The following is a 19,935-nucleotide window of genomic DNA, read 5'->3' as shown; positions in this document are numbered from 1 at the left end:
AGCCTATGAACCAGAACCCTACGTACCCATCTCCTGCCGCGCCGGCGGAAGACGAAATCGATCTTGTCAAATATCTGGACGTGTTGCTGGCCAGCCGCTGGATGATCATCAGCATAGCGGCGGTGGTTTTGGCACTTGGTGTAGCGTACGCCTTCCTGGCGCGGCCGGAATACGAGGCTGATATCCTGGTTCAGGTGGAAGACAGTCCCGCCGACGCAAAGAGCTTGCTTGGCGATGTGTCAAACCTGTTCGATGTGAAAACCGATGCCGCCGCAGAAATGGAAATTCTGCGCTCGCGCATGGTGGTTGACAAGGCGGTCGAGTCCCTACGGTTGTATATCGAGGCGAAGCCACGCTATTTCCCCATAGTCGGCGAGTGGATAGCAAGTCGGGCCAAGCGCCTGTCAGAACCCGGCTTGTTTGGCCTTGGCGGTTTTGCCTGGGGAACGGAGAGCATCAAGGTTGCTACGTTCGATGTGCCGGTTGACCTCGAGGAACAGAAGTTCAAGCTGACCGCATTGGGGGATGGGCGGTTCCGGCTTGAGCAGGGCGATCTGGATGGGCCAATTGAAGGTCATGTCGGCCAGGCGCTGGATTCACAGCAGGAAGTCGGCAGCATTCGCCTGCTTGTTACCGAACTGAAGGGAAAGCCCGGCACCGTATTCAAGCTTGTCCGCAGTTCGAAGTTGCAGACGCTGGAGGACCTGCAGGTTGCTCTGCAGATTGACGAGAAGGGCAAGCAGAGCGGAGTGATAGGCGCGGCCCTGCGGGGGAAGGACCCCAAGCTGACAGCTGCCACGTTGAACGAGATCGGCGAAGAGTATGTCGCTCAGAATATCAAGCGCAAAGCTGCCGAGGCCGAGAAATCCTTGATATTCCTGGGCGATCTATTGCCCCAGTTGAAGAGCGAACTCGAGCAGGCTGAAGTTCGCTATAACACGCTGCGCAACAAGCGCGGCACCTTTAACCTGAGCGAGGAAGGCCGGGCATACCTGCAAGAGAGTGTGGCTGCGGAAACCACTCTGCTCGAGCTGAAGCAGAAGAAGGCGGAATTGTTGACCCGATTCCGCCCCCAACATCCCTCCGTGCAGGCAGTTGATGCGCAGATTGCGGCGTTGAGCGGCAAGGTGGGTGGTCTTGCCAATCAGATGAAGTCGCTACCCAACCTCGAGCAGGACGCGCTGCGGCTCATGCGCGATGTTCAGGTAAACAACGATCTGTACGTTGGACTGCTGAACAATATGCAGCAGCTGAAGCTGGTGAAAGCAGGGAAGGTTGGTACTGTGCGGCTTGTAGACAATGCTCGCGTACCAGAAGAACCGGTCAAGCCAAGGAAGCCTTTGGTGATCGCCCTTGCCGCAATCCTCGGCCTCATGCTGGGCATTATTGTTGCATTCATCCGGGACGCACTATATGGCGGGATTACCGACCCTCAGGACATCGAGCAGCATGCCGGGTTGACCGTCTACGGTACCGTGCCACACTCGTCACAGCAGCTCGTACTCTCCGAAGAGATTCGTTCGCGGAAAAGAGGCACGCATCTTCTTGCCAGCCTCTCCCCTAATGAGCCGTCCATCGAAAGCCTGCGCAGCCTTCGTACTGCACTTCAGTTCGCCATGCTGGACGCAGGCAACAAGCGTGTGCTGCTCACCGGGCCGACGCCGGGCGTTGGCAAGTCATTTGTCTCCGCGAATCTTGCCGCGATCATGGCTGCCGGTGGCAAGCGCGTCTTGCTATTGGACGCCGATATGCGGAAGGGATACCTGAATCAGTACTTCGGGAAGGAACGCGCGCCTGGCTTGTCCGATGTTCTTGCCGGGAAGGCGAGCATGGAAGACGTCGTCCATCGGGACTTGATAGATGGACTCGACTTCATCAGTACTGGTACTCTCCCTCCCAATCCGGCCGAACTCCTGTTGAACACGCGACTCGTCGAATTGCTGGATGGCCTGGAAGAACGGTATGACCTTGTCATGATTGACACTCCACCGGTGCTGGCCGTTGCAGATACGGCGATCCTGGCTGCGCGCTGTGGCACAGTTTTCCTCGTCACGCGTTTCGAAAAGAGCACGATCGGCGAAGTCGCAGAAAGTGCAAAACAGCTGAGTCATGCAAACGTGGGGGTAAGCGGGGTCATCTTCAATGGTCTGGATCCGCGTGCATTCCGCTATGGATATGGTTCCAAGTACGGGCGCTACCGATACGCCTATTATGGATACGCTGCGCAGGGCGCTCACTCTCAAAAGTAAAAGAAGCGTCGCAGGGGGCCGTCGTCCGACGGCTCTCCAGGCGGAGCAGGGCTTCAACTGCCTGCCAGCGTATTGACTCGTCTTATGATGATGTCGCCGGCGAGCGCCGCCGACTCCTGACCAGCCCGTCGTTGCCGTCATCAAGACGAGCAAGGGAAACAACATCGTTTTGAAGCACAGGGTGAGGCGGGTGAGCGCCTCGACCTTGGTCCACAGCCAGCGTTGTGTGCCAGGAAGGATTTCAAAAGCAGTGGCGGAAGGTGTCAAATGAGCCCGCGGCGGTTGATCGTCCGGGGCGTGATCGACCTGATCTCGCACCTGTGACCTGGTCGGGCCAGCGATAGCACGTCGGCGTTAGGCCACCGCGGGCCTTCGCTCCCCACTGTAATTAGTCGCTCATGAGCGCTGCCGCACGCGCTATGAGGCGCGTGGCGGGCTTCTCGCTGCATCCGACTTTGGGCGAAGCGGTGCTATTGCCGATGCAGGTTTCTGCCATCGAGTGGCGGAGAAGAGATTCTCCCCGACAGCGCAGCAATAGCGAGGGTAGCGCTACACCCAGACTGAACAAGGTAACGCTATACCCGTTCCCAACGACATGCCCGCACTAAGGCATTCGATTCTTGAATTTGACGATACCGGAGAGCATGCCCAGGATATCCCGTCCCAAAAGCCGGCAGGCGAGTAGATATGCGATCAGACCGCAAGGCAGTGCCAAGGCCAAGGTAGCCACGCTTCCCATCAGGGGCATGAGAAAATGCGTCGCGAGTTGCCCGGTGAGGAAGGTAATCAATCCTGCCACCACGAAGACAAGTGCTGCGCGCCATACGGTTTGTGAAGGCAGCGCAATAGATTGTTCCAGACGCTTGTGCAGCAGTGGAATCGATACCGCATAGGAAATAGCGGCGACGCCCAAAGTGGCCTCAAGACCATAGTGCGAACCGACATAAACCCCGATCAAGTTGCTCGCTACGATAAGACATTGAATTTTCAGATAGTCGCCGAGGCGATTTAAAGCTCTAAAAGTGTTTCGATAGACCAGGCCAATGGGGGTTAGTATGTTCGCCACCATGAAAAGCGAAACGAATTGCGTGGCTGGCAGCCATTTTTCACCAAAGAGAAAGCCAACGAGAAGCGAGGATATGCCGGCAAACATAGCCACCGAGAGCATCAAGAATCCGGTGGTGCATATCAAGGCTTGATTGAAAGTTGTGGAAAATCCGACGGGATTGTGCTGTTCTCTAACCAGCGTAGGAAAGAGAACCGCAGCAATCGGAAGAATCACGATCTCTTTCACCGCCTGCCAAATTCTACCCCCGAACGCATAATACCCGGCACTGACCGGACCAAGCACCAGCGCTACCAGCAATCTGGGAATCTGGGTCTCACAGAACTCAATGAGATAAACAGCAGTAAGCCGAAGTCCGGGTTTAAGATTGGACCACAGCTCGCAGTTTGCAATACCAAAAACGGGCCGCCACGAGATCGATTTCCAGACGATCACGTTGGCAACCGAAAATTGAACAATCTGCTGGGCAATCAAGCTGTACGCGCCCAAGCCCTGCCTGCTGCAGCCAATACCGACGACAGCTCCGGCAAATGTGGCGATACTCGTCCTTAAACTGAGCTTCCTGAAATCCATTGCACTTTGCAAGATCGCATTTGGTACAGCCTGAAGCGCAGACAGAATGGGAAGCGGCGCCAGCCATCGAAGGTAGGGTGCCGCTTCTGGCATACCCAGCAGGCCGGCGATCTGCGAGGCAGCCAAAAAGAGAGCGGCCGCCAGCACGAGGTTGACAAGCGATATCACGAGAAATATTCCCGATAATGTCGATCGTTCCTCGATTCGTAATGCAACGATGCCGTCGCTTAGTCCCAAATTCTGCAACTGAGCAAGCGCAATAAAGATGAAGCAGACGCTGATGATGCCGAATTCCGCCGGTCCAATATCCCTTGCTACGATGGCAAATACGGCAAACATCAGGATCTGCTGGCTCGCCTTCTCGAGAAAAACCCAGGAGGTCCTTCGCGCGAAAAGCTGCGTTTTGATGTCAGTTGAGGATTGAGGCAATTGGGATCAGAAAGAAGTTGGACAAGGGTGACTACTTTGACTAGTTAAACCAAGCGCCGGCATAGGACGAAAGCTTGCCATAGCTGTTGTCCAGCATGCTGACACGCTTGCCCAGAAGTTTTGCCAGGATCATGGCATGCAGCCGGTTGGTGGTTATGGTTTCATACTCCAAAAAGCGACTTCTCGCGAAGCCGATGATCGCGTCGCGCTGCTTGTACCATAAGGCTAGCGCCGCCTGTTGCAACTTGAAATCGATCGAGTATTTGATCAGTGCATAAGCCGGGGCCGCCGAAAGGCGGCGCCTGGGAGAAATGAGGTCGTCCCAGTCGACACTTCCAGCGAGCGCAGCTCCGGTAGATTCCCTGTCACGCCTCAGGAATCGCATTTCGCTCGTACCGAGACTTCTCATTGACCAGGCCGAATTACACTTCCATAGCTGATGTGCCATGTCGGGGGAGAGCAGCACCGGACGGCCCAGATGCCTCGTGAGGAACTGGCGTGACACATCATCCCTTACGAAGATGGTGCAGTTCTCCAGCCCGCGGTACTTCTCAAGTGAGCGATCAATATTCTTCTCGTCCCTGAAGTGGACCGTTTGGGGCAGCATGACTATTCGATTGGTCCTGAATTTCTTGAGCAAATGTTCACGCATACCTTCGTGGGCGGGCCATATGTCGCCAAAGTTCCCGCCCCCGTGCAGCAGGATAGTGTGCTGCGGCGTGATCCGATGGAGAAACCTTTTGTAGTTCTTTACCGACAACCGGATGTCGACGGGCAGGCGGTAGTCATGCAGGAATTGTTCAGTTCCCGCATTGATCAGCAAGTCACCTACATTAAGGTGTATGGGGAGATCAAGGTAGGCGATCGGTTGATCGGCGGGAATATAGTCAGAAATCTCGCCGAGTTTCTGCTTGAGCCGATCCATCTCGGCAACGTTATGACTCACCGTGAGTACTCCCATTTCGTTTGTTTATTCGACAATCCAGGCGACAAATTACCTACCAGTATTCCGGACAACAGCATCCATAGGCCCCATGCGGCCGGCGAGAATACTTCTTCCTGAAAGATTCCGGTTATCAGCAAGGTGGCAACGGCGCTCGCAGTGATCGTGCGAATCCTGAGGTTCGATGGATCAGCTTGCTTTCGCAATAACTTGATGACTTTGAAGAGAAACCAGAATAGTAGAATCGTAAAAATACCGATTTGATATAGAAGTACTCCCAGGCCACTTTCCAGCGCAAAGGAAGCGACACCCTGATGCTGGAACTCGGTAAAGTCCTTTTCATTGGATTTTCCCAGTTCCGAGAGATTTCCTCCAACCCCGACACCTCGCCCCAATGGTTTCTCCTTGAACCCCTGCACCCCTGCAAGAAAGCCGAGGATATGGTAGTCAGCCGACTTCACCCCATAACTGACCCCGACCACTGCGTAAATTAGGAGCGTTGCCATCAGGGTGAATCGAGATAGACGAGACCGCCGACCTCGCCTGGCGATGAAAAGTGTAGCGATAGACAGCGTAATAATAATCAGTGGCCCCTTGGCCCCGATCAGCAAAACCAGGGCGGCGGCAATGAGAAACGTTATGAATCGCCTTTCTGCGTACTCAATCAAGGCCAGGAACGATAAGGCGTACGCATAACTGATTGCATGAAAATTCGGCCCCATGATTCGCAAGAATGCCAAATCCAGCCCATACTGTCCGGAGAGATTCAGGTAGCTTCGCGTCGAGTTCCTCACCAGATCCTGAATCGAGGAGAACTGACCGGCCGTCGCGGTATCGGCGAATTTCATTCGTTGAAACGCATCTGCCGAGACCAGGTTGTAGAGATACTCAGGAAAAAGAAACTCGATTACGCCGTAGCTGCAAAGTAAAACAGTGGTGATGAAAAACAGTGCTGATCTGAACTGTGTGCTGGTGCGGCGGCATGCGACTACGCCGATAACCAGGCTCATGCCGCCGAGAAAGTATAGCCTGGCGTATGATCCAGCGCTAAGCAGGGTCGATGCCCGAATTCCTATAATGGTGTAGACTCCGACGACAGCACCGAATACTGCTGCGGCGAACAATGCGGATCTCAGCGGCTTCGAAAGGGTTCGCTTGCGCAGGAATAGATACACCAGGGCATGCGAAAATATTGCGGCGGTGATAATAAAGCTTGCTGACTGGAATGTCTTGAAAGTGTCGGGGCTTTCAATGATGTCCAGTCCGAGCGCCAGAACGAGGTTTTGCAGTGTGATGGATGAGAGCAACAACACCAGCCCTAACCCAGGGATGAATGCGGATATAAGCAGTGCCAGCATTCCGAGCGCTATGATTGCCGGGGCGCCGACAACGGCTACCGCCATGACCGTCATGAGCAGAATCAACATGGAAATAACGTAATAAACCGCGATATTTGAAAGCGCGGGATTCCCTGCCGAGGCTCGGTCGCTCCTGGGTATAGCGATAGGTTGCATAGGTTTTCTCGATACTCAGCTGCACAGGAACTGACGAAGCACACTCCACATCGGCTTGCGTCTGCCGCTTTCATCCAGCGGCAATGGGCGTTGAGGAAAGCTGTTGGCCTTGTAGCCTTTGCTGGTCAACCAGCTGTAGCCGTCCAGCAATCCCCAGGTAACAATCTGTCGCGGTGGTGCAATGCTGAAGATTGGTTCTAGCAGTTCGCGAACTTTGTCGGCGCACACCTGGTTCAGCGCAGCATCATCAAGTAATCCGCTTCGATTGCGAACATCGAGTTCGGTAATTAATAGATCGATATTCATAGCGCGCAGCTCTCTGGTGAGAGTCCTGAGACTCAGTTGGTCGATCTTCATCGTCGTGCTCAGGTGCGCCTGCAGCCCGAATCCTGCAACCGGGACGCCTTTCCGCTTTAGCGTTTCCAGTAGTCTGAGAACCGAGCGTGTTTTGGTAAAGGAATATTCCGGGCCGAAATCATTGTAGACGAGTGGAATTGCCGGGGCCAATTGTTTGGCCAGAATGAATGCCGATGCTATGTAGTCATCCCCCAGGATATGCGGGAGCAATCCTTCTCTTAGCACGCCCGGTCGATTTCCATTCTGTTCGAGCGCTTCATTAACCACATCCCACGATTCGATGATGTCGCCGTAGCGGTCGATCACATTATTGAAATAGGTTTCGATCTTCTGCCACAGATCCTTGCGGCGCATGGTTCCGTCAATCCAAGGCGGCAATCCCGCATGCCAGAGGGGCGCGTGTCCGCGGGCCTTCATCTGGTTATGCCGACAAAACTCCGCGATCGTATCTGCGCGTCCGTAGTCCCATTGTCCGCGCTGGGATTCAAGCAAACGCCATTTCAACTCGCGCTCGAAGGACAGAATGCGGCATTCCCGCACGAGTGCCTGCCGCAACAAAATGCTTGTACTGAGGGCTTCGGCTGTCACGGCGCATCCAAATTCGACGCCGACAGGGTTGGAGCAACCTTGAGTCCGGCTCATGCCAGAAGCCCGGCCATCCGGGGCTTGCGCATTCGTTTTCGCCTCGCTCTTGGCACCATGGAAGGCCAGGAGCGAGGCGCTGGCGAGAAATGTCCTTCTTCGCATCGGGCGCAGTGCAGGATTTATGTCTTTCTGTGGACTCTATGGCTCGATGTGAGCCAATCCATTGCGAAGACAGCGATGAAATAGGGATAACTTATCAGATAGCGTCGCAGCAAGCGCGGTTCCTTGAAGGCACGGAATGGCGCGCGCAGATGAAGCTTGTTCACCCAGGCCGGATAGTAGGTAAGCCGCTCGGACGATTGATGCAGGAAGCCCCCGCATGTGAAAGCTTGTCCGCGCCATCCGCCCGCGGCCAGTTCGAGAAGGAATTCCTCTTGAATCGGTGTGCCCATTCCCACGATGACATAGTCGGGCGCCAGCCGAACAATGTTGCGAATTACCTCGCTTCTTTCCTTGGTCGAATTGAAGTAACCATGACGCAGCCCGCATATTTTAAGTTTCGGGTACTTTTCCTGAAAGTGGGCAGCGGCGATATCGATCTGATTCGATTTGGCTCCAATCAGGTAGACGGTCTTGTCATTATTCTCCGCGCTTTCCATAAGCTTGGGAGCGAGAGAGGTCATGTCGAAACTTGTCCTGGTCACTCGATCGCGCAAGACGGCGCTGAGCATCTTTGCGAGAAGTTGGCCGTCGATATAGATTCCGTCGAATCTCTCGAATATTTCCGGGTTCCTTCTGGCAATCAGATAGGAGTAGGGGTTCAGGAAGGTATATACGCCATTTCGAGTGGGCAGTTCCGAGGATGCGGATAGCCTGTTCAGAAGAAATTTCATGAGATTTCTGCATCGGTTGCTGTTTGGATGGCTCGGTGGCGGCTAACAGAGTGTTCATTGCGGAATGGCGGTGCGTGCGCTGTAAACGAGCGGAATTGCGTCGCTGCCAGCAGGCTAGTACGCATTCTGGCCTTTCCAACCCTTGAAAGCGGTCCAGAAAATAATCCTCAAATCCATCCAGAACGACCAGTTCCGTATATAGAAGATATCGTGCTCCACCCGCTTGGCCATCTTGTCGAGCGTATCGGTCTCGCCGCGATAGCCGTTGATCTGCGCCCAGCCCGTGATACCGGGCTTGACGCGGTGGCGCAACATGTAGAAGTCCAGCTGGTCCTTGTACATATTGTTATGCGCCATGGCGTGCGGGCGCGGCCCCACCACGCTCATCTCGCCCTTGAGCACATTGATGAACTGGGGCAGTTCGTCCAGGCTGGTACGGCGTAGGAACGCGCCGATCGGCGTCACGCGGCTGTCGCCCTTGGTGGCCTGCGTGACGACGCCGTGCTCGCTGTGAACCTTCATGCTGCGGAACTTGTACACGTGGATGACGCGGCCATCCATGCCGAGGCGTTCCTGCTTGAAGAACACTGGCCCCGGCGAATCGCGCTTGATCAGAAAGGCGATTAGCAGGAACAGCGGCGACAGGGCGAGGAGCACAAGCGCGGAAAAGGTGCGATCGAAGATGGCCTTGATGGTGCCGCGTACGCCGAGCGACGGCGGCTTGTTCATTTCCACTGCGGGCATGCCCAGGAAGTTGCCGACGTTGTGGTTGAGCAGATCAAAGTCGAGCACGCTCGGCATCCACTTGATATCGATGAAGTCGTTGCGCAGCGAGAACGCAATCTCCTGCATCAGGCGATATTCGCTCATCGGCAGAGTTAGCCAGATCTCGGCAATCCCGTGATCGCGCGCGAAATCGGCGATGTGGGCGCTGTTGGTGATGCGGCGCCGTCCTTCTGGCGTGGACTCGCCTTCAGGGGCATAGATGCCGCTGATCTTGAATCCGGTGGTGTGGCTGGCGGTCGCGCGGCGGTACATCTCCTGACCGGTACGGCCGAAGCCGACGATGACCACGCGCTTGTTGTTGGCACCGGCAACGCGCAGGAGGTTGAGCGCGGCACGGGTGACGACGCGCAGACCCACCAGGCCGGCCAGCGAGAAGGCGTACCAGTACACCATCCACAAGCGGGAAAGCGAGTCGGCCTGGTTAAGCAGGTAGGTCAGCAGCAGGCTGACCAGCCAGACCAGGCTCCACGCGGACAGCAGGCGCGCAGCGAGGGAGACCAGGCTGCGGCCGCGCCACGATGTGTAGACATCGAACCCGGGCAGCACGATAAAGGCAATGGCACAACCAAAATACTGGATGAACTGGTGGATTGGCGCGTGCGCAGTGGCGAACCGCACTTCACTGGCCAGGATAGCCGCAAGCCAGATGGCACCGGCGTCGAGCAGGCGAGCCATCAGCGCGAGCTGATCGTGGTGCCTGGCAAACATATCGCGATAGATACCCAATTGCTTCTCCCAGAAGCGTTCGAGTAATGAGCGCCCAAGCGGGTGCCCATGCCCTTGTTGTCTCCTCCGAACTTGCAGTCCGCGCAGTGGCGGCCACGCTCGTCGCATGGCATGCATCGTGGATTTGCATGCTCATGGTCTGGACAGAGCAGAGTCGTGCCGGACTGCTTCGCAGCAGCTGGTTCCATGGTGTGGCAGCGGTCGGCTGATGACTTGCCACGGCCGCCTCCTCGAGGGCCGTCCATGGAACCGCAACGCTCTATTGCTGCCGGCGCGCCGTTGGCGCCGGTGTGCTCCGTGTTTTCTGGAGCGAATAGTGCGATGCAGCGAAAAGCCTCGGTACCCTTCATCAGAAGGGAAAGCCGGGCCTTGGGCGAGGTGCTGTTCGCAATGGGTTTCGTCGCATTTTTCGCGCGCGAAGATGCCGTGCAATCGAGGTCAGCGTTACCCCGCTCAAGTAGGGAAGCGAGATGGCAGCGCTCCCCTCGCGCCGGGGGTGAGAATAAAAACATTGGCGAGCGGATTCGGGACCGCCGTGCGTGATGCACATGAAACGCTGATGCGGCTCAGCATCTGGGCATCCTTCATTCAACGCGGTAAAGGAATGAGAAAAAAGACAGCGCCACATACGGTATTCACGCGGGAGCAGCTGGATTTGTACTTCGCGTCTTACGTAGGGATGGAAGGGGGAAATCCAGAGGCTGCAGTGTGGTTCTGCGACAGCTCCCCGCATCCAGGCGCGGTATCGCTATTGGCCCCGCTGGTTCCGCATGCACAACCGGGCGCATGGGATGTTGCCTACCGCTGCAAGCATCGCCATCACATGGAGCGCTGGCAATCGCACCAGAAGATCGCGCGGATCATGTCGGCTGCGCGCGCGCAGGTCTTCGGGACGGCCATCGGCGAGCATGACTGGAAGCACTACTTCGACCATCATCTGTACGCGCCGCAGGGCGCGGAGTTCAAGTTGAGCCTGTTCCCGCTGCCGGCGCGCCTGATCAATCAGACGCCGTGGTCGAAGGCGTTCAAAGGCCAGCCGGAACTCTTGCCCAGGCAGCGCTATCTCGACCTTTGCCGCGAAGGCCGGCGCTTTGCCTTCATCGACGGGATTCGCCGGCGCTGGAAGCCGAGAGTGGTGATTTGCCTGGGCGAGCGACACGCCGACGACTTCGTGCATGCGTTCGCACTCGCGCAGGCGCGCGCGACCAAACATATCTTGCAGCCAGCCGATCAGCCCAAGACCTTGCGCGTACTGGAGCGAGATGGCACCACGTGGATTATCTGTCCGCCACTGGCTGGTGCAGCCGGACTGATGTCGGATGTATTGCTTGACGCGTTGGGGCGGTACATCACGCGCTGGCTGCGGCCGGACGATTTTCCCGGGCACCCCACTGGTGCGGACGAACCGGGTGCGAGGCCGTCATGAGTCATGGCGCGCGAGGGTCGTTGATGCCGCTGGCCTGCCCTCGGCACCGGCGACGGCGATGGATCGAGTTTCCCCCGCCACGTAGGGGTGACACGGGCTGGTGGATGCGTTTATCTGCGTGCCGGCGCGATCTGAAAGCTGCTGCCGCGGGTTCCGCGCGCAATTTGGTGCATAGCACCCGAGGCACCCGAGGCAGCAGGGCGCTGGCCACCGTGCGCGGCAGTGTCCCTGTCGCAGTCTTCCCCACCATCTTTCGTTGTATCGAAGTATCGACCTGAGGAGAGCAGCGTGCAAACCAAAACCCGGAACATCTTCATGCTTGGCATCATGGCCAGCGCCGCAGCAACGCTGGTGGCTTGCGGTGGCGGCGGCGACGATTCGCCATCGCCTTCGCAACCTTCCGCCAGCGTGAGCGGCAAGGCAGTGGACTTCTACCTGTCCGGCTCGACCGTCACCTTTCTTGACTGCGACAACAAGACTGCGACCACGAATGCAACCGGGGACTTTACCTTCCCGGCCGGTTGCACCAAGAGTGCGCTGAGAGTGACCAGCGGCACCGATATCGGTACCAACCAGCCGTTCACCGGAGTGCTGCAGGCACCAGCGCTGGATTACAAGGAGGGCGTGATTCCGGTGGCTTCGCCGCTGACCACGCTGGCGGTGCAGCTCGGCTCGGGCCAGTTGGCGCCCCTGGCAACCGGCCTTGGCCTCGGAGGCAAGGACTTGACCACGCTCGATCCGATGCAGGACGCGGCAGCGCTGCGGGCGGCAGTCGTGGTACAGCAGTTGGTCGATCACGTCGCCAAGACGCTGACGGGCCTCGGTGAGGGCGGCACGCTGACTCCCGCGGATACGGCCGCAGCAGCCTCCAAGGCAGTCGCAAACACCGTGGCCAGCGCGCCGGGCACTGCAGACCTGACCAGCGTTGCGCTGGTCACGAACGTGGTGTCCAGCGCTGTACAGAACGCGCAGGGCGGCCTGCCCGCCGAACTGCGCTCGGACATCGGCGTCGTGGCCGCCAATGTGGCCGCACTGGCAGCGCCGGTAATCACGACCCAGGTGGCAAGCGTAAGCACCGCACTGGAGGCCGTCGATCTGGGTAGCAGCCCCGCCGAAACATTGGCGGCGCTGACGGAAAGCGGCTCGCTCAACGTCGTGACCGAGAGCGCGCAGTCCACCACGACCACGGCGCTGGTACAGGCGCTGACGACCGACGGGCTGACGGATGCATCGATCACGAACACGCTGGCTGAACTGGGCGCTGCGGTGTCGACCGGTAACACTGCCGAGATCCAGCAGGCCGCTGCGGATCTGGGCAGCGCCGTGGATGCCGGCGCCATCAACAACGTGGCAAACGCTGTCGGGCTGAAAGACTACCTGCTGCTGTCGAACCTGACGATCAACGGCGCTAACTACCCGATCACCGACACGATCTCGGCCACGGGCGGCACGCTGAGCTCAATCCAGGTTGCGCTGACGCAGAATGGCAACGCCTTTAACGGCGGGCCGTCGCAAGTGCGCGCCGGGTTGAGCTATACCTACGGTGGCAACCAGGTCGATGTCATCATCGAGAACGTGACGCTGACGTTCAACGGATCGCAACTGGTGGATGCCGTGGTGCCTGCCAATACCGCCTATTCGTTCCGGATCAGTGGCAACCTGTCTGCCGCGGCAAGCCTGACCAACAGCGTCGCCGACAGCCTGTTCTCCACGGCCAACGGCGGCTCGCTGAACCTGCCGTTCACGGTGTTCCTCGGCAAGCTCAGGTCTTCCGGCGCGCTGAGCCAGGCGCAGGTTGACGCGCTCACGCCAAGGGCCACAAGCACTTTCCCGGTGACGTTTGCCACAACCACCGGTGTCCGCGGCCGGGATGTGAAGGTGGGCATGCTGGTCAACGGCGACTTGGAGTTCGCCAAGACGGCATCGGTGAAGACTGACACCGAGATGGTGGTCGGCGACGGCCTCAAGACTACGGTGACGCTGAACCCTTGATGGGCGCGTAATGGTCCTTCCGCCAGGATGGGGAAGGCCAGGCCGCCCGGTCATCCGAACGCGAGTCTCAAGCCAGTTGCGAGGTTGACCGGGTCTTCTCTTGTCTGCGTCGAGCGCCTCCCGGAGCGCGCTACGCATGAGGCTTGCCCAGCGGCCTCGGAGTTTCCTATGCAGCTGATTCGCAAGCGCGGGCTAGACCACGCCTGCGCCCTGATGCTGGGCCTGTCGTGCGTGGGCACAGCCAGCGCCGCCCCCGACGATGTGTTCCTGCAAGCCGAGCCCGCCACCGGAGAGTTCAGCTCGGTGCGGGTGGAGGCCAGCTACGACATGGTCAACCGCAGCGTCGACGTCTTCAACCTGCGCGGGCGCCAGGGGCCGGTATCGGACAACGCCGGCGACTACAGCGGCGGCAAGCTGATGCTGGGCTACAAGTTCTCGCCGCACTGGTCGGGATCGGCGACCTACTGGCGCCGCGGCATCGAGTACGGCGCGGACCGCAACCATATCGATACATGGATGCTGGCGATGCACTATGACCCGCTCGCCGAGGCCGGCGCGCGCGACCGCATCATGCTGCGTTTCTCGCTGTGGGGCGACCATGCCGGCAGCCTGAACCGTTCGTCGCCGGTGATGGTCCGCAACACGACGTTCAACAGCCTTACCGTGAACAACGCCAACGATGTCCAGGCCCAGGCCGACGTGATCTTTTCCGGCGAGCTGAGCGAGCGCAACCAGCTCACCGGCTTTGTCGGGCTCGGCATCAGCCGTGTCTCGGTCGGCAGCCTCAATACCCGGCTGCAGCGGGGCAACTGCAATTTCAATGTTGCCATCGGCTCGGACAACCTGGCTAACGGCCAGCTGGCGGCACCCTGCAACGTGGGCAACGTCACGCTGCAGTCGGCCTCGTTTTCCGTCAACGCCAGCCAGTTCGGCCTGGATTTCAACGACGATTTCAGCTACACCGCCGGATACCTGAACCTGGGCGGATCGTGGCGCTGGAAATACGAGCGCTTCGCGGCGCGCCTCGGCTACCAGTTCCAGTACCTGCTGCGCAGCAATGTCGACAGCCGCGCCGAGACCTACGGCAACGCGCCGATCCGGTCCAACCATACGCTGGGGCTGGAGCTGTCGTATGGGGTGGCGAAGAACGTGGAGGTGTTCTTGCGCGGCCAGGCCTCCCTGTACAACTTCGTCGGCACCATTCCGTTCCTTTACAACGCGACCACCGCCGGCAAGCTGGATCGCTACTACGGCTACGGCTCGATCGGCATCCGATTTTCCGGCTTTTGAGCCGCAGGCTGCGACGCCGCCAATTTCGGTAATCCGTCAGCCGTTTTTTATCCCCTCGGGCGAGGGGATGGAAAATCGCACCCTAAATATATTGCGGCGCAGCAGATCGCTTATTTCAGACCTTAGAAGATTGAAATTCCTATATCCGAAAGCTTTGGATAAAATCATCTCAATCAAGAAAGGGCTATAGAGCTCTATATCAGTCGAGCCGGCACCGGCATGGTGCGTTGATGAGAGGCGTCCTATTTTGTCCTGCGCGCGCTCATTCTTTCCGGCTCGAAATATATGTAATTTTTTGTTTCTCCGGGGGAAGTAAAATAATGAACAAGATTCGACCTGTTTAGATAAGCGCCGACGCAAAGCGTCTTATCGGGGCCAGCAACGGCTTTCCACATTTTCGCGACCGAATGGCCTGGCAGGTGGCGCCGCATGCCGGCGCACGCCGGTTCCATTCATTCACGCAGGCAGCTCAGGGCATTATAAAAACCGATGGAAGCATGCCGCTCGGGAGGCGGCATTCCGCCTCCGTCCAGCTCCTGTCCCGCATAACAAAGCATTTGCATATGACCACGGCAGTACGTACGCCCATCGCGGCGGCGGCATGCCTCGGCATTGAATATTGGGGGTCCCCACTAAGCAGCAAGGGATAAAATGCAGCATTCACGGATGTTCACGCGTCAGGAACTGGACCGATATTTTGCCTCCTACGTCGGGATGGAAGGAGGCAATCCCAGGGCTGCCGTCTGGATATGCGACAGAAGCCCCGCGTGGTCGGAGCCTCTGGTCGCACCGCTTAATCCACAGCTGGCGCCGCCGGCCTGGGATGCCGGGTTCCGCCAACAGCATCGAGCGGACATGGCCAAGTGGTTCGGCCACCAGTGCGTGGCGCGCATCATGGCGGCCGCGCGCGCCGAGGCGCTTGGGGTGCGGCTCGGCGACAATGACTGGGAACACTACTACTGGGGCCATCTCTACTCGCCGGGCGGCGCAGAATTCAGGCTGAGCCTGTTTCCGCTGCCCGCGCATGTCGACGGCAGGACCACGTGGTCCAAGGCGTTCCGGGGCCAGCCCGAACTGATTCCGCAGAAGCGCTATGTCGCGTTATGCCGGCAGGGCGAACGCTTCCGCTTCATTGCGAAGACGCGCGAGCGCTGTCGTCCGAAGGTGGTGATCTGCCTGAGCCACCGCCATACCGAGGAATACATCGAAGCCTTTGCGCTGGACGGCATCGCGGGCGAAGAGCATGCGCTGCGGCCGGCGGACCAGGCCAGGCGCTTGCACCTGTTCACCCGGGACGGAACGACGTGGATCATCTGTCCGGCAATCGGCGGCAGTGCTGGCATGACGTCACAGGTTCAGCTCGATGCGTTTGGCAAGTTCATCGGCATGCGCCTGGCTGCGAGCGACTTCGCGCACTGCGTCGAACTGGACGCGCACGAACCACCGGCGCGGCCGGAGCGCTTGCCGCAGCCGTACCCGGCGAGCGTGGCCTTGGTCGAGACTGCGGATCGCGATGCGGTGCCTCGCATGCCCTCTGGTTTTGCCCGGGGCGAACCGGCCCGGACGGCGGCTTGCGAATCCTTCGCGTAGGGCGCGCAGCAGCGGCATTTTTGTATCGCCGTATAAGCCGATCGTCGTTCGGATACACGGCGATACATAAGGCCCGGTTCCAGACACATGCCGCTTGCGCCAGCCTCCTAGACTTGCGTTCGGATTCACACCACGCATACAGGAGAACCACATGTCGAGCACCATCAATCTGCCCCGTCGGGGCTTTCTGGGAGCTGCCGCGGTGACGCTGGCGGCCGGTTCGCTGGGCCTGCCGCGCGCGGCGCGCGCGCAAGCCGGGGCAGTGCCGGCGGACGCGCTGCCCGCCATCGCGCCGGGCACGCATACGCGCTTTGCGTCGATCCGGCAGATCGACGCAGGCGTGCTCAACGTCGGCTACGCCGAGGCCGGCCCGGCCGACGGGCCGGTTGCCTTGCTGCTGCACGGCTGGCCCTATGACATCCACAGCTTCGCGGAGGTGGCGCCGCTGCTGGCGGCGCGCGGCTATCGGGTGATCGTGCCTTACCTGCGCGGCTATGGTTCGACGACCTTCCTGTCGGCCGATACGCTGCGCAACGGCCAGCCTTCGGCCATCGCCACCGACATGATCGCGTTGATGGACGCGCTCGGGATCCGCAACGCCGTGGCGGCGGGTTTCGACTGGGGCGCGCGTACCGCCGACATCATGGCGGCGCTGTGGCCGGAGCGTGTGCGGGCGCTGGTTTCGGTCAGTGGCTACCTGATCGGCAGCCAGGCCGCGGGCACGCAGCCGCTGGCGCCGGAGGCCGAACTGCAGTGGTGGTACCAGTTCTATTTCGCCACCGACCGCGGCCGCGCCGGCTATCAGCAATACACGCACCAGTTCGCCCGGCTGATCTGGAAACTGGCCTCGCCGCAGTGGAACTTCGACGATGCCACGTTCGCGCGCAGCGCCGCGGCGCTCGACAATCCCGACCACGTTGCCATCACCATCCACAACTACCGCTGGCGACAGGGCCTCGCCGCCGGCGAAGCCCGCTTCGACGCGATCGAGCAGCGGCTTGCCACCGCGCCGGCCATCGGCGTGCCCACCATCACCATCGAGGGCGATGCCAACGGCGCGCCGCATCCGCAGCCGAGCGCCTATGCCAGCAAGTTCACCGGCTGGTACGAGCACCGGACCCTGAGCGGCGGGGTGGGCCACAACCCGCCGCAGGAAGCGCCCACGGCCTTTGCGCAGGCCGTGGTCGACGTCGACCGGCATGCGCCAGGGCGCGCCGTGCGCGGCGCGGCATGACTGCCAGCACCGCATCGCCATTCAGCGGCGAATGCGCTTTTAAAACGGGGCTTTCAAAACGGCGCGATGATGTTGTAGAATTCGCGCTTCGCTGAACGGCGATATGTTCCCTGATAGCTCAGTCGGTAGAGCGACGGACTGTTAATCCGCAGGTCCCTGGTTCGAGCCCAGGTCGGGGAGCCAGCATGCGGGAGTAGCTCAGTTGGTAGAGCGCAACCTTGCCAAGGTTGAGGTCGCGAGTTCGAGACTCGTCTCCCGCTCCAGATCATTCCGCGTGGTCCCACGCCGGAACACGCCCATGTGGCTCAGTGGCAGAGCACTCCCTTGGTAAGGGAGAGGTCGGCAGTTCGATCCTGCCCATGGGCACCATTCTCCCGTCCGGTTTGTCGATCGTTGCGCTGGCGAACGCCGGTGTTTAAAGATCCGCCGTTTGCAAATCGGCCTCGGCCCGCGTTGCCAGCCTGCGGTTGTGCCGGCGCATGCCGTCAAAAATCGCGTCGGCCAGATCCAGCGGAAAATCTGCCGGCAATGCCGACGCGACGGTATCGATGACCTGCGCGGTCCGCCCCGTCACCTGGTCCAACATGGACTCCACGTCGGCGGGCGAGAAGCCAATGCGCTGCCCCTGTGCCAGCCAGTGGCGCCGGCGGATTTCATGGATGGCGTAGTGGCGGTTCCTGCCATGCAGCGCCATCGCCAGCCGGGCCTTCTGCGGCGCCAGCTGGTTGCGGCCGCGGCCGATGACCGGATGCGCCGACAGGACGTCGTACAGCGGCGTCGCCTCATACTGGCTGCCGGGCAGGTGGCTGATGCTGAAGTTCTTGGCATGGCCGTCGGTTGCCGCCAGCAGCCAGAACACCACCTGCGCCATGAAGAAGTGGCTGCGGTCAGCGGGCGCCGCGCGCGATCCGGACAGGATCTCGGCAATCTGCCGGATCCCCGGTCCGCCGTCGGACTCATATTTCTGCAAGGCCGAGGTGCCGGTGGCCTGGCACATGTCTTCCTGCGGCAGGCGCAGCAGCCAGGTGCCGCGGCTCGACGGCCTGCGGTCGAAGCGTTCCACCACCAGCGCCTTGGTGTCGGCAAAACGGGCGATCTCGCACTGCGCCACCGGCAGGCCATAGGCCGCCACGATCCGCGCGCAGAGCCATTCGTTTTCCACCGAGGTGCGCATGTCGGCGCGCATGTTGCCGACCAGCCCGAGCGGCAGCTTGAAGATATGCGTGGTCGGCGTGCTGCCCTGGGGCAGCTGCCATTGTCCGTGCCAGCGCAGCAGCGCGGTTTTCTCTTGCGCGCCCGCGATCGACAGGCGCAGGTCGTCAATGGGTTCGCGATGGCCCAGCACGGGGGCCGACGTGGTTTCGTGAAGCAGGGTTGCGATCTCGTCTTCGTTGAGCGCGCGGCCGCTGACTGTCTGCAGCGCCTCGGGCGCTTCGCCGGGCGGCAGCATCTGGATGGCGCCGACGCAGTCGCGTCCCACCTTGGCCAGCAGCGCGAAGGCATCGGTGGCGCCGGCCCGATAGCGCGCCGCGATCCGGCGCCGGATGACATCGCTGTCCGGCAGCAGGTTGTCGAAATAGTTGGCCACGGCGGGGCCGCGATGCGGCTGATTGCCCGGTGTGAAGGGCAGCGACAAGGACAACGGGCGTCCCTGCGGGTCGGCGATCCAGTCTTCGCGATAGACCAGCCGGTCGCCGCCGGCCCCGGTTTCCCAATGGCCGACCGGGATGCCGTTCATCCACAGGTCCAGCCGGCTGCCGTGCCGCGCGCGCGCCATGGTCACCAGTCCTCCCGCCGGCGCCGGCCGCTCCCGGCGCGGGCTTTTTCAGGCTGGCTTGCCGGGGCCTGGGCTTTGGCCCGGGGCCGGGCTGGCGCGGCCGGTACGGTATCGCCGGCCTCCGCCAGCGACAGCACCAGTTCGACGCCGAGCACGCGCAGCACCCGCAGCAGGCGCTCGACGCTGGCGGCGGCCGGGTTGGCTTCCAGTTCGGCATAGGTTTGCTGCTTGACCCCGAGATGCTCTGCCATCATGGCCTGGGTCATGCCGCGGGACTTGCGGAATCCCTGCAGAATCGGACGCAACTGGTGGATGGTCTTGATGGCGTAGTGCATGGCGCGTTGTTCCAGCCGGCCGAGCGCCGGACGGATACAGGATATTACCTGTTACGCGCATTTACAAGCTTTGGCCTGTTATTCAGGGAAACAGGCTATTGCCTGTATTCCTTGACTCGGCCAAAGCCTGTGGGGATTCCGGACCGCGCGGTGGTCCGTGTGCCGGCGGC

14 protein-coding genes and 3 tRNA genes are annotated in these 19,935 nt (G+C 60.1%); 9 read left to right on the top strand and 8 right to left on the bottom strand.

Annotation, left to right across the window (positions count from 1 at the left end; translation table 11 throughout):
• Positions 1-5: 5 nt before the first annotated feature.
• Positions 6-2,249, top strand: coding sequence for a polysaccharide biosynthesis tyrosine autokinase (locus ACOCMH_RS25245; RefSeq protein WP_427309695.1), 2,244 nt, complete (start codon positions 6-8; stop codon positions 2,247-2,249).
• A gap of 604 nt (positions 2,250-2,853) precedes the next feature.
• On the opposite strand, the gene ACOCMH_RS25240 is transcribed toward ACOCMH_RS25245, so the two are convergent.
• The 6 genes from ACOCMH_RS25240 to ACOCMH_RS25215 form a co-directional block, all read right to left on the bottom strand.
• Positions 2,854-4,317 (bottom strand): oligosaccharide flippase family protein, encoded by a 1,464-nt coding sequence (locus ACOCMH_RS25240; protein ID WP_427309693.1) that lies wholly within the window; start codon positions 4,315-4,317, stop codon positions 2,854-2,856.
• Between the two features lie 40 nt (positions 4,318-4,357).
• On the bottom strand, positions 4,358-5,263 hold the full coding sequence (locus ACOCMH_RS25235) for a polysaccharide pyruvyl transferase family protein (protein ID WP_427309691.1): 906 nt from the start codon (positions 5,261-5,263) through the stop codon (positions 4,358-4,360).
• Positions 5,260-6,774 carry a hypothetical protein gene (locus ACOCMH_RS25230; RefSeq protein WP_427309689.1) on the bottom strand — a complete coding sequence of 505 codons (1,515 nt, stop codon included), beginning with the start codon at positions 6,772-6,774 and terminating at the stop codon, positions 5,260-5,262. The genes ACOCMH_RS25235 and ACOCMH_RS25230 overlap by 4 nt, the downstream gene beginning before the upstream one ends.
• 15 nt (positions 6,775-6,789) lie before the next feature.
• Positions 6,790-7,773 carry an endo-1,4-beta-xylanase gene (locus tag ACOCMH_RS25225; protein ID WP_427313361.1) on the bottom strand — a complete coding sequence of 328 codons (984 nt, stop codon included), beginning with the start codon at positions 7,771-7,773 and terminating at the stop codon, positions 6,790-6,792.
• Positions 7,774-7,895: 122 nt separating this feature from the next.
• The gene (locus ACOCMH_RS25220) at positions 7,896-8,609 is read right to left on the bottom strand and encodes a WecB/TagA/CpsF family glycosyltransferase (RefSeq protein WP_427309688.1); all 714 of its coding nucleotides are present in this window, start codon (positions 8,607-8,609) and stop codon (positions 7,896-7,898) included.
• A gap of 114 nt (positions 8,610-8,723) precedes the next feature.
• Positions 8,724-10,103 carry an undecaprenyl-phosphate glucose phosphotransferase gene (locus ACOCMH_RS25215; protein WP_427313360.1) on the bottom strand — a complete coding sequence of 460 codons (1,380 nt, stop codon included), beginning with the start codon at positions 10,101-10,103 and terminating at the stop codon, positions 8,724-8,726.
• A gap of 622 nt (positions 10,104-10,725) precedes the next feature.
• Between ACOCMH_RS25215 and ACOCMH_RS25210 the strand changes: the two genes are divergently transcribed.
• The 8 genes from ACOCMH_RS25210 to ACOCMH_RS25175 all read left to right on the top strand — a co-directional run bounded on the left by ACOCMH_RS25210 (position 10,726) and on the right by ACOCMH_RS25175 (position 18,022).
• A complete protein-coding gene (locus tag ACOCMH_RS25210; protein ID WP_427313359.1) occupies positions 10,726-11,547 on the top strand; it encodes a transcriptional regulator in 822 nt (273 codons plus the stop codon).
• Between the two features lie 288 nt (positions 11,548-11,835).
• Positions 11,836-13,539: a hypothetical protein gene (locus ACOCMH_RS25205; RefSeq protein WP_427309686.1), complete on the top strand. Its 1,704-nt coding sequence runs from the start codon at positions 11,836-11,838 to the stop codon at positions 13,537-13,539.
• Between the two features lie 168 nt (positions 13,540-13,707).
• Entirely contained in the window at positions 13,708-14,829 is a 1,122-nt protein-coding gene (locus ACOCMH_RS25200; protein WP_427309684.1) for a hypothetical protein, read from the top strand.
• Between the two features lie 666 nt (positions 14,830-15,495).
• The gene (locus tag ACOCMH_RS25195; protein ID WP_427309682.1) at positions 15,496-16,419 is read left to right on the top strand and encodes a transcriptional regulator; all 924 of its coding nucleotides are present in this window, start codon (positions 15,496-15,498) and stop codon (positions 16,417-16,419) included.
• 151 nt (positions 16,420-16,570) lie between these two features.
• Complete coding sequence (locus ACOCMH_RS25190) at positions 16,571-17,653, top strand: alpha/beta fold hydrolase (RefSeq protein ID WP_427309680.1); 1,083 nt, start codon at positions 16,571-16,573, stop codon at positions 17,651-17,653.
• A 107-nt stretch (positions 17,654-17,760) separates the two neighbouring features.
• A tRNA-Asn gene (locus ACOCMH_RS25185) sits at positions 17,761-17,836 on the top strand.
• Between the two features lie 4 nt (positions 17,837-17,840).
• A tRNA-Gly gene (locus ACOCMH_RS25180) sits at positions 17,841-17,916 on the top strand.
• A gap of 31 nt (positions 17,917-17,947) precedes the next feature.
• A tRNA-Thr gene (locus ACOCMH_RS25175) sits at positions 17,948-18,022 on the top strand.
• A 46-nt stretch (positions 18,023-18,068) separates the two neighbouring features.
• On the opposite strand, the gene ACOCMH_RS25170 is transcribed toward ACOCMH_RS25175, so the two are convergent.
• Complete coding sequence (locus ACOCMH_RS25170; protein ID WP_427313358.1) at positions 18,069-19,430, bottom strand: type II toxin-antitoxin system HipA family toxin; 1,362 nt, start codon at positions 19,428-19,430, stop codon at positions 18,069-18,071.
• 2 nt (positions 19,431-19,432) lie between these two features.
• Positions 19,433-19,765 carry a helix-turn-helix domain-containing protein gene (locus ACOCMH_RS25165; protein WP_427309678.1) on the bottom strand — a complete coding sequence of 111 codons (333 nt, stop codon included), beginning with the start codon at positions 19,763-19,765 and terminating at the stop codon, positions 19,433-19,435.
• Positions 19,766-19,935 lie beyond the last annotated feature (170 nt).

Source organism: Cupriavidus sp. H39, from assembly GCF_050271075.1.
Taxonomy (GTDB): Bacteria; Pseudomonadota; Gammaproteobacteria; order Burkholderiales; family Burkholderiaceae; genus Cupriavidus; species Cupriavidus necator_B.
This window is presented reverse-complemented; position numbering and strand designations above follow the sequence as displayed.

Excerpts from the sequence above, each read along its gene's own strand:
- ACOCMH_RS25190 (WP_427309680.1), top strand. The coding sequence starts at position 16,571 with ATGTCGAGCACCATCAATCTGCCCCGTCGGGGCTTTCTGGGAGCTGCC.
- ACOCMH_RS25170 (WP_427313358.1), bottom strand. The coding sequence starts at position 19,430 with ATGGCGCGCGCGCGGCACGGCAGCCGGCTGGACCTGTGGATGAACGGC.
- ACOCMH_RS25200 (WP_427309684.1), top strand. The coding sequence starts at position 13,708 with ATGCAGCTGATTCGCAAGCGCGGGCTAGACCACGCCTGCGCCCTGATG.
- ACOCMH_RS25245 (WP_427309695.1), top strand. The coding sequence starts at position 6 with ATGAACCAGAACCCTACGTACCCATCTCCTGCCGCGCCGGCGGAAGAC.
- ACOCMH_RS25165 (WP_427309678.1), bottom strand. The coding sequence starts at position 19,765 with ATGCACTACGCCATCAAGACCATCCACCAGTTGCGTCCGATTCTGCAG.
- ACOCMH_RS25210 (WP_427313359.1), top strand. The coding sequence starts at position 10,726 with ATGAGAAAAAAGACAGCGCCACATACGGTATTCACGCGGGAGCAGCTG.
- ACOCMH_RS25195 (WP_427309682.1), top strand. The coding sequence starts at position 15,496 with ATGTTCACGCGTCAGGAACTGGACCGATATTTTGCCTCCTACGTCGGG.
- ACOCMH_RS25220 (WP_427309688.1), bottom strand. The coding sequence starts at position 8,609 with ATGAAATTTCTTCTGAACAGGCTATCCGCATCCTCGGAACTGCCCACT.
- ACOCMH_RS25215 (WP_427313360.1), bottom strand. The coding sequence starts at position 10,103 with ATGTTTGCCAGGCACCACGATCAGCTCGCGCTGATGGCTCGCCTGCTC.
- ACOCMH_RS25225 (WP_427313361.1), bottom strand. The coding sequence starts at position 7,773 with ATGAGCCGGACTCAAGGTTGCTCCAACCCTGTCGGCGTCGAATTTGGA.
- ACOCMH_RS25230 (WP_427309689.1), bottom strand. The coding sequence starts at position 6,774 with ATGCAACCTATCGCTATACCCAGGAGCGACCGAGCCTCGGCAGGGAAT.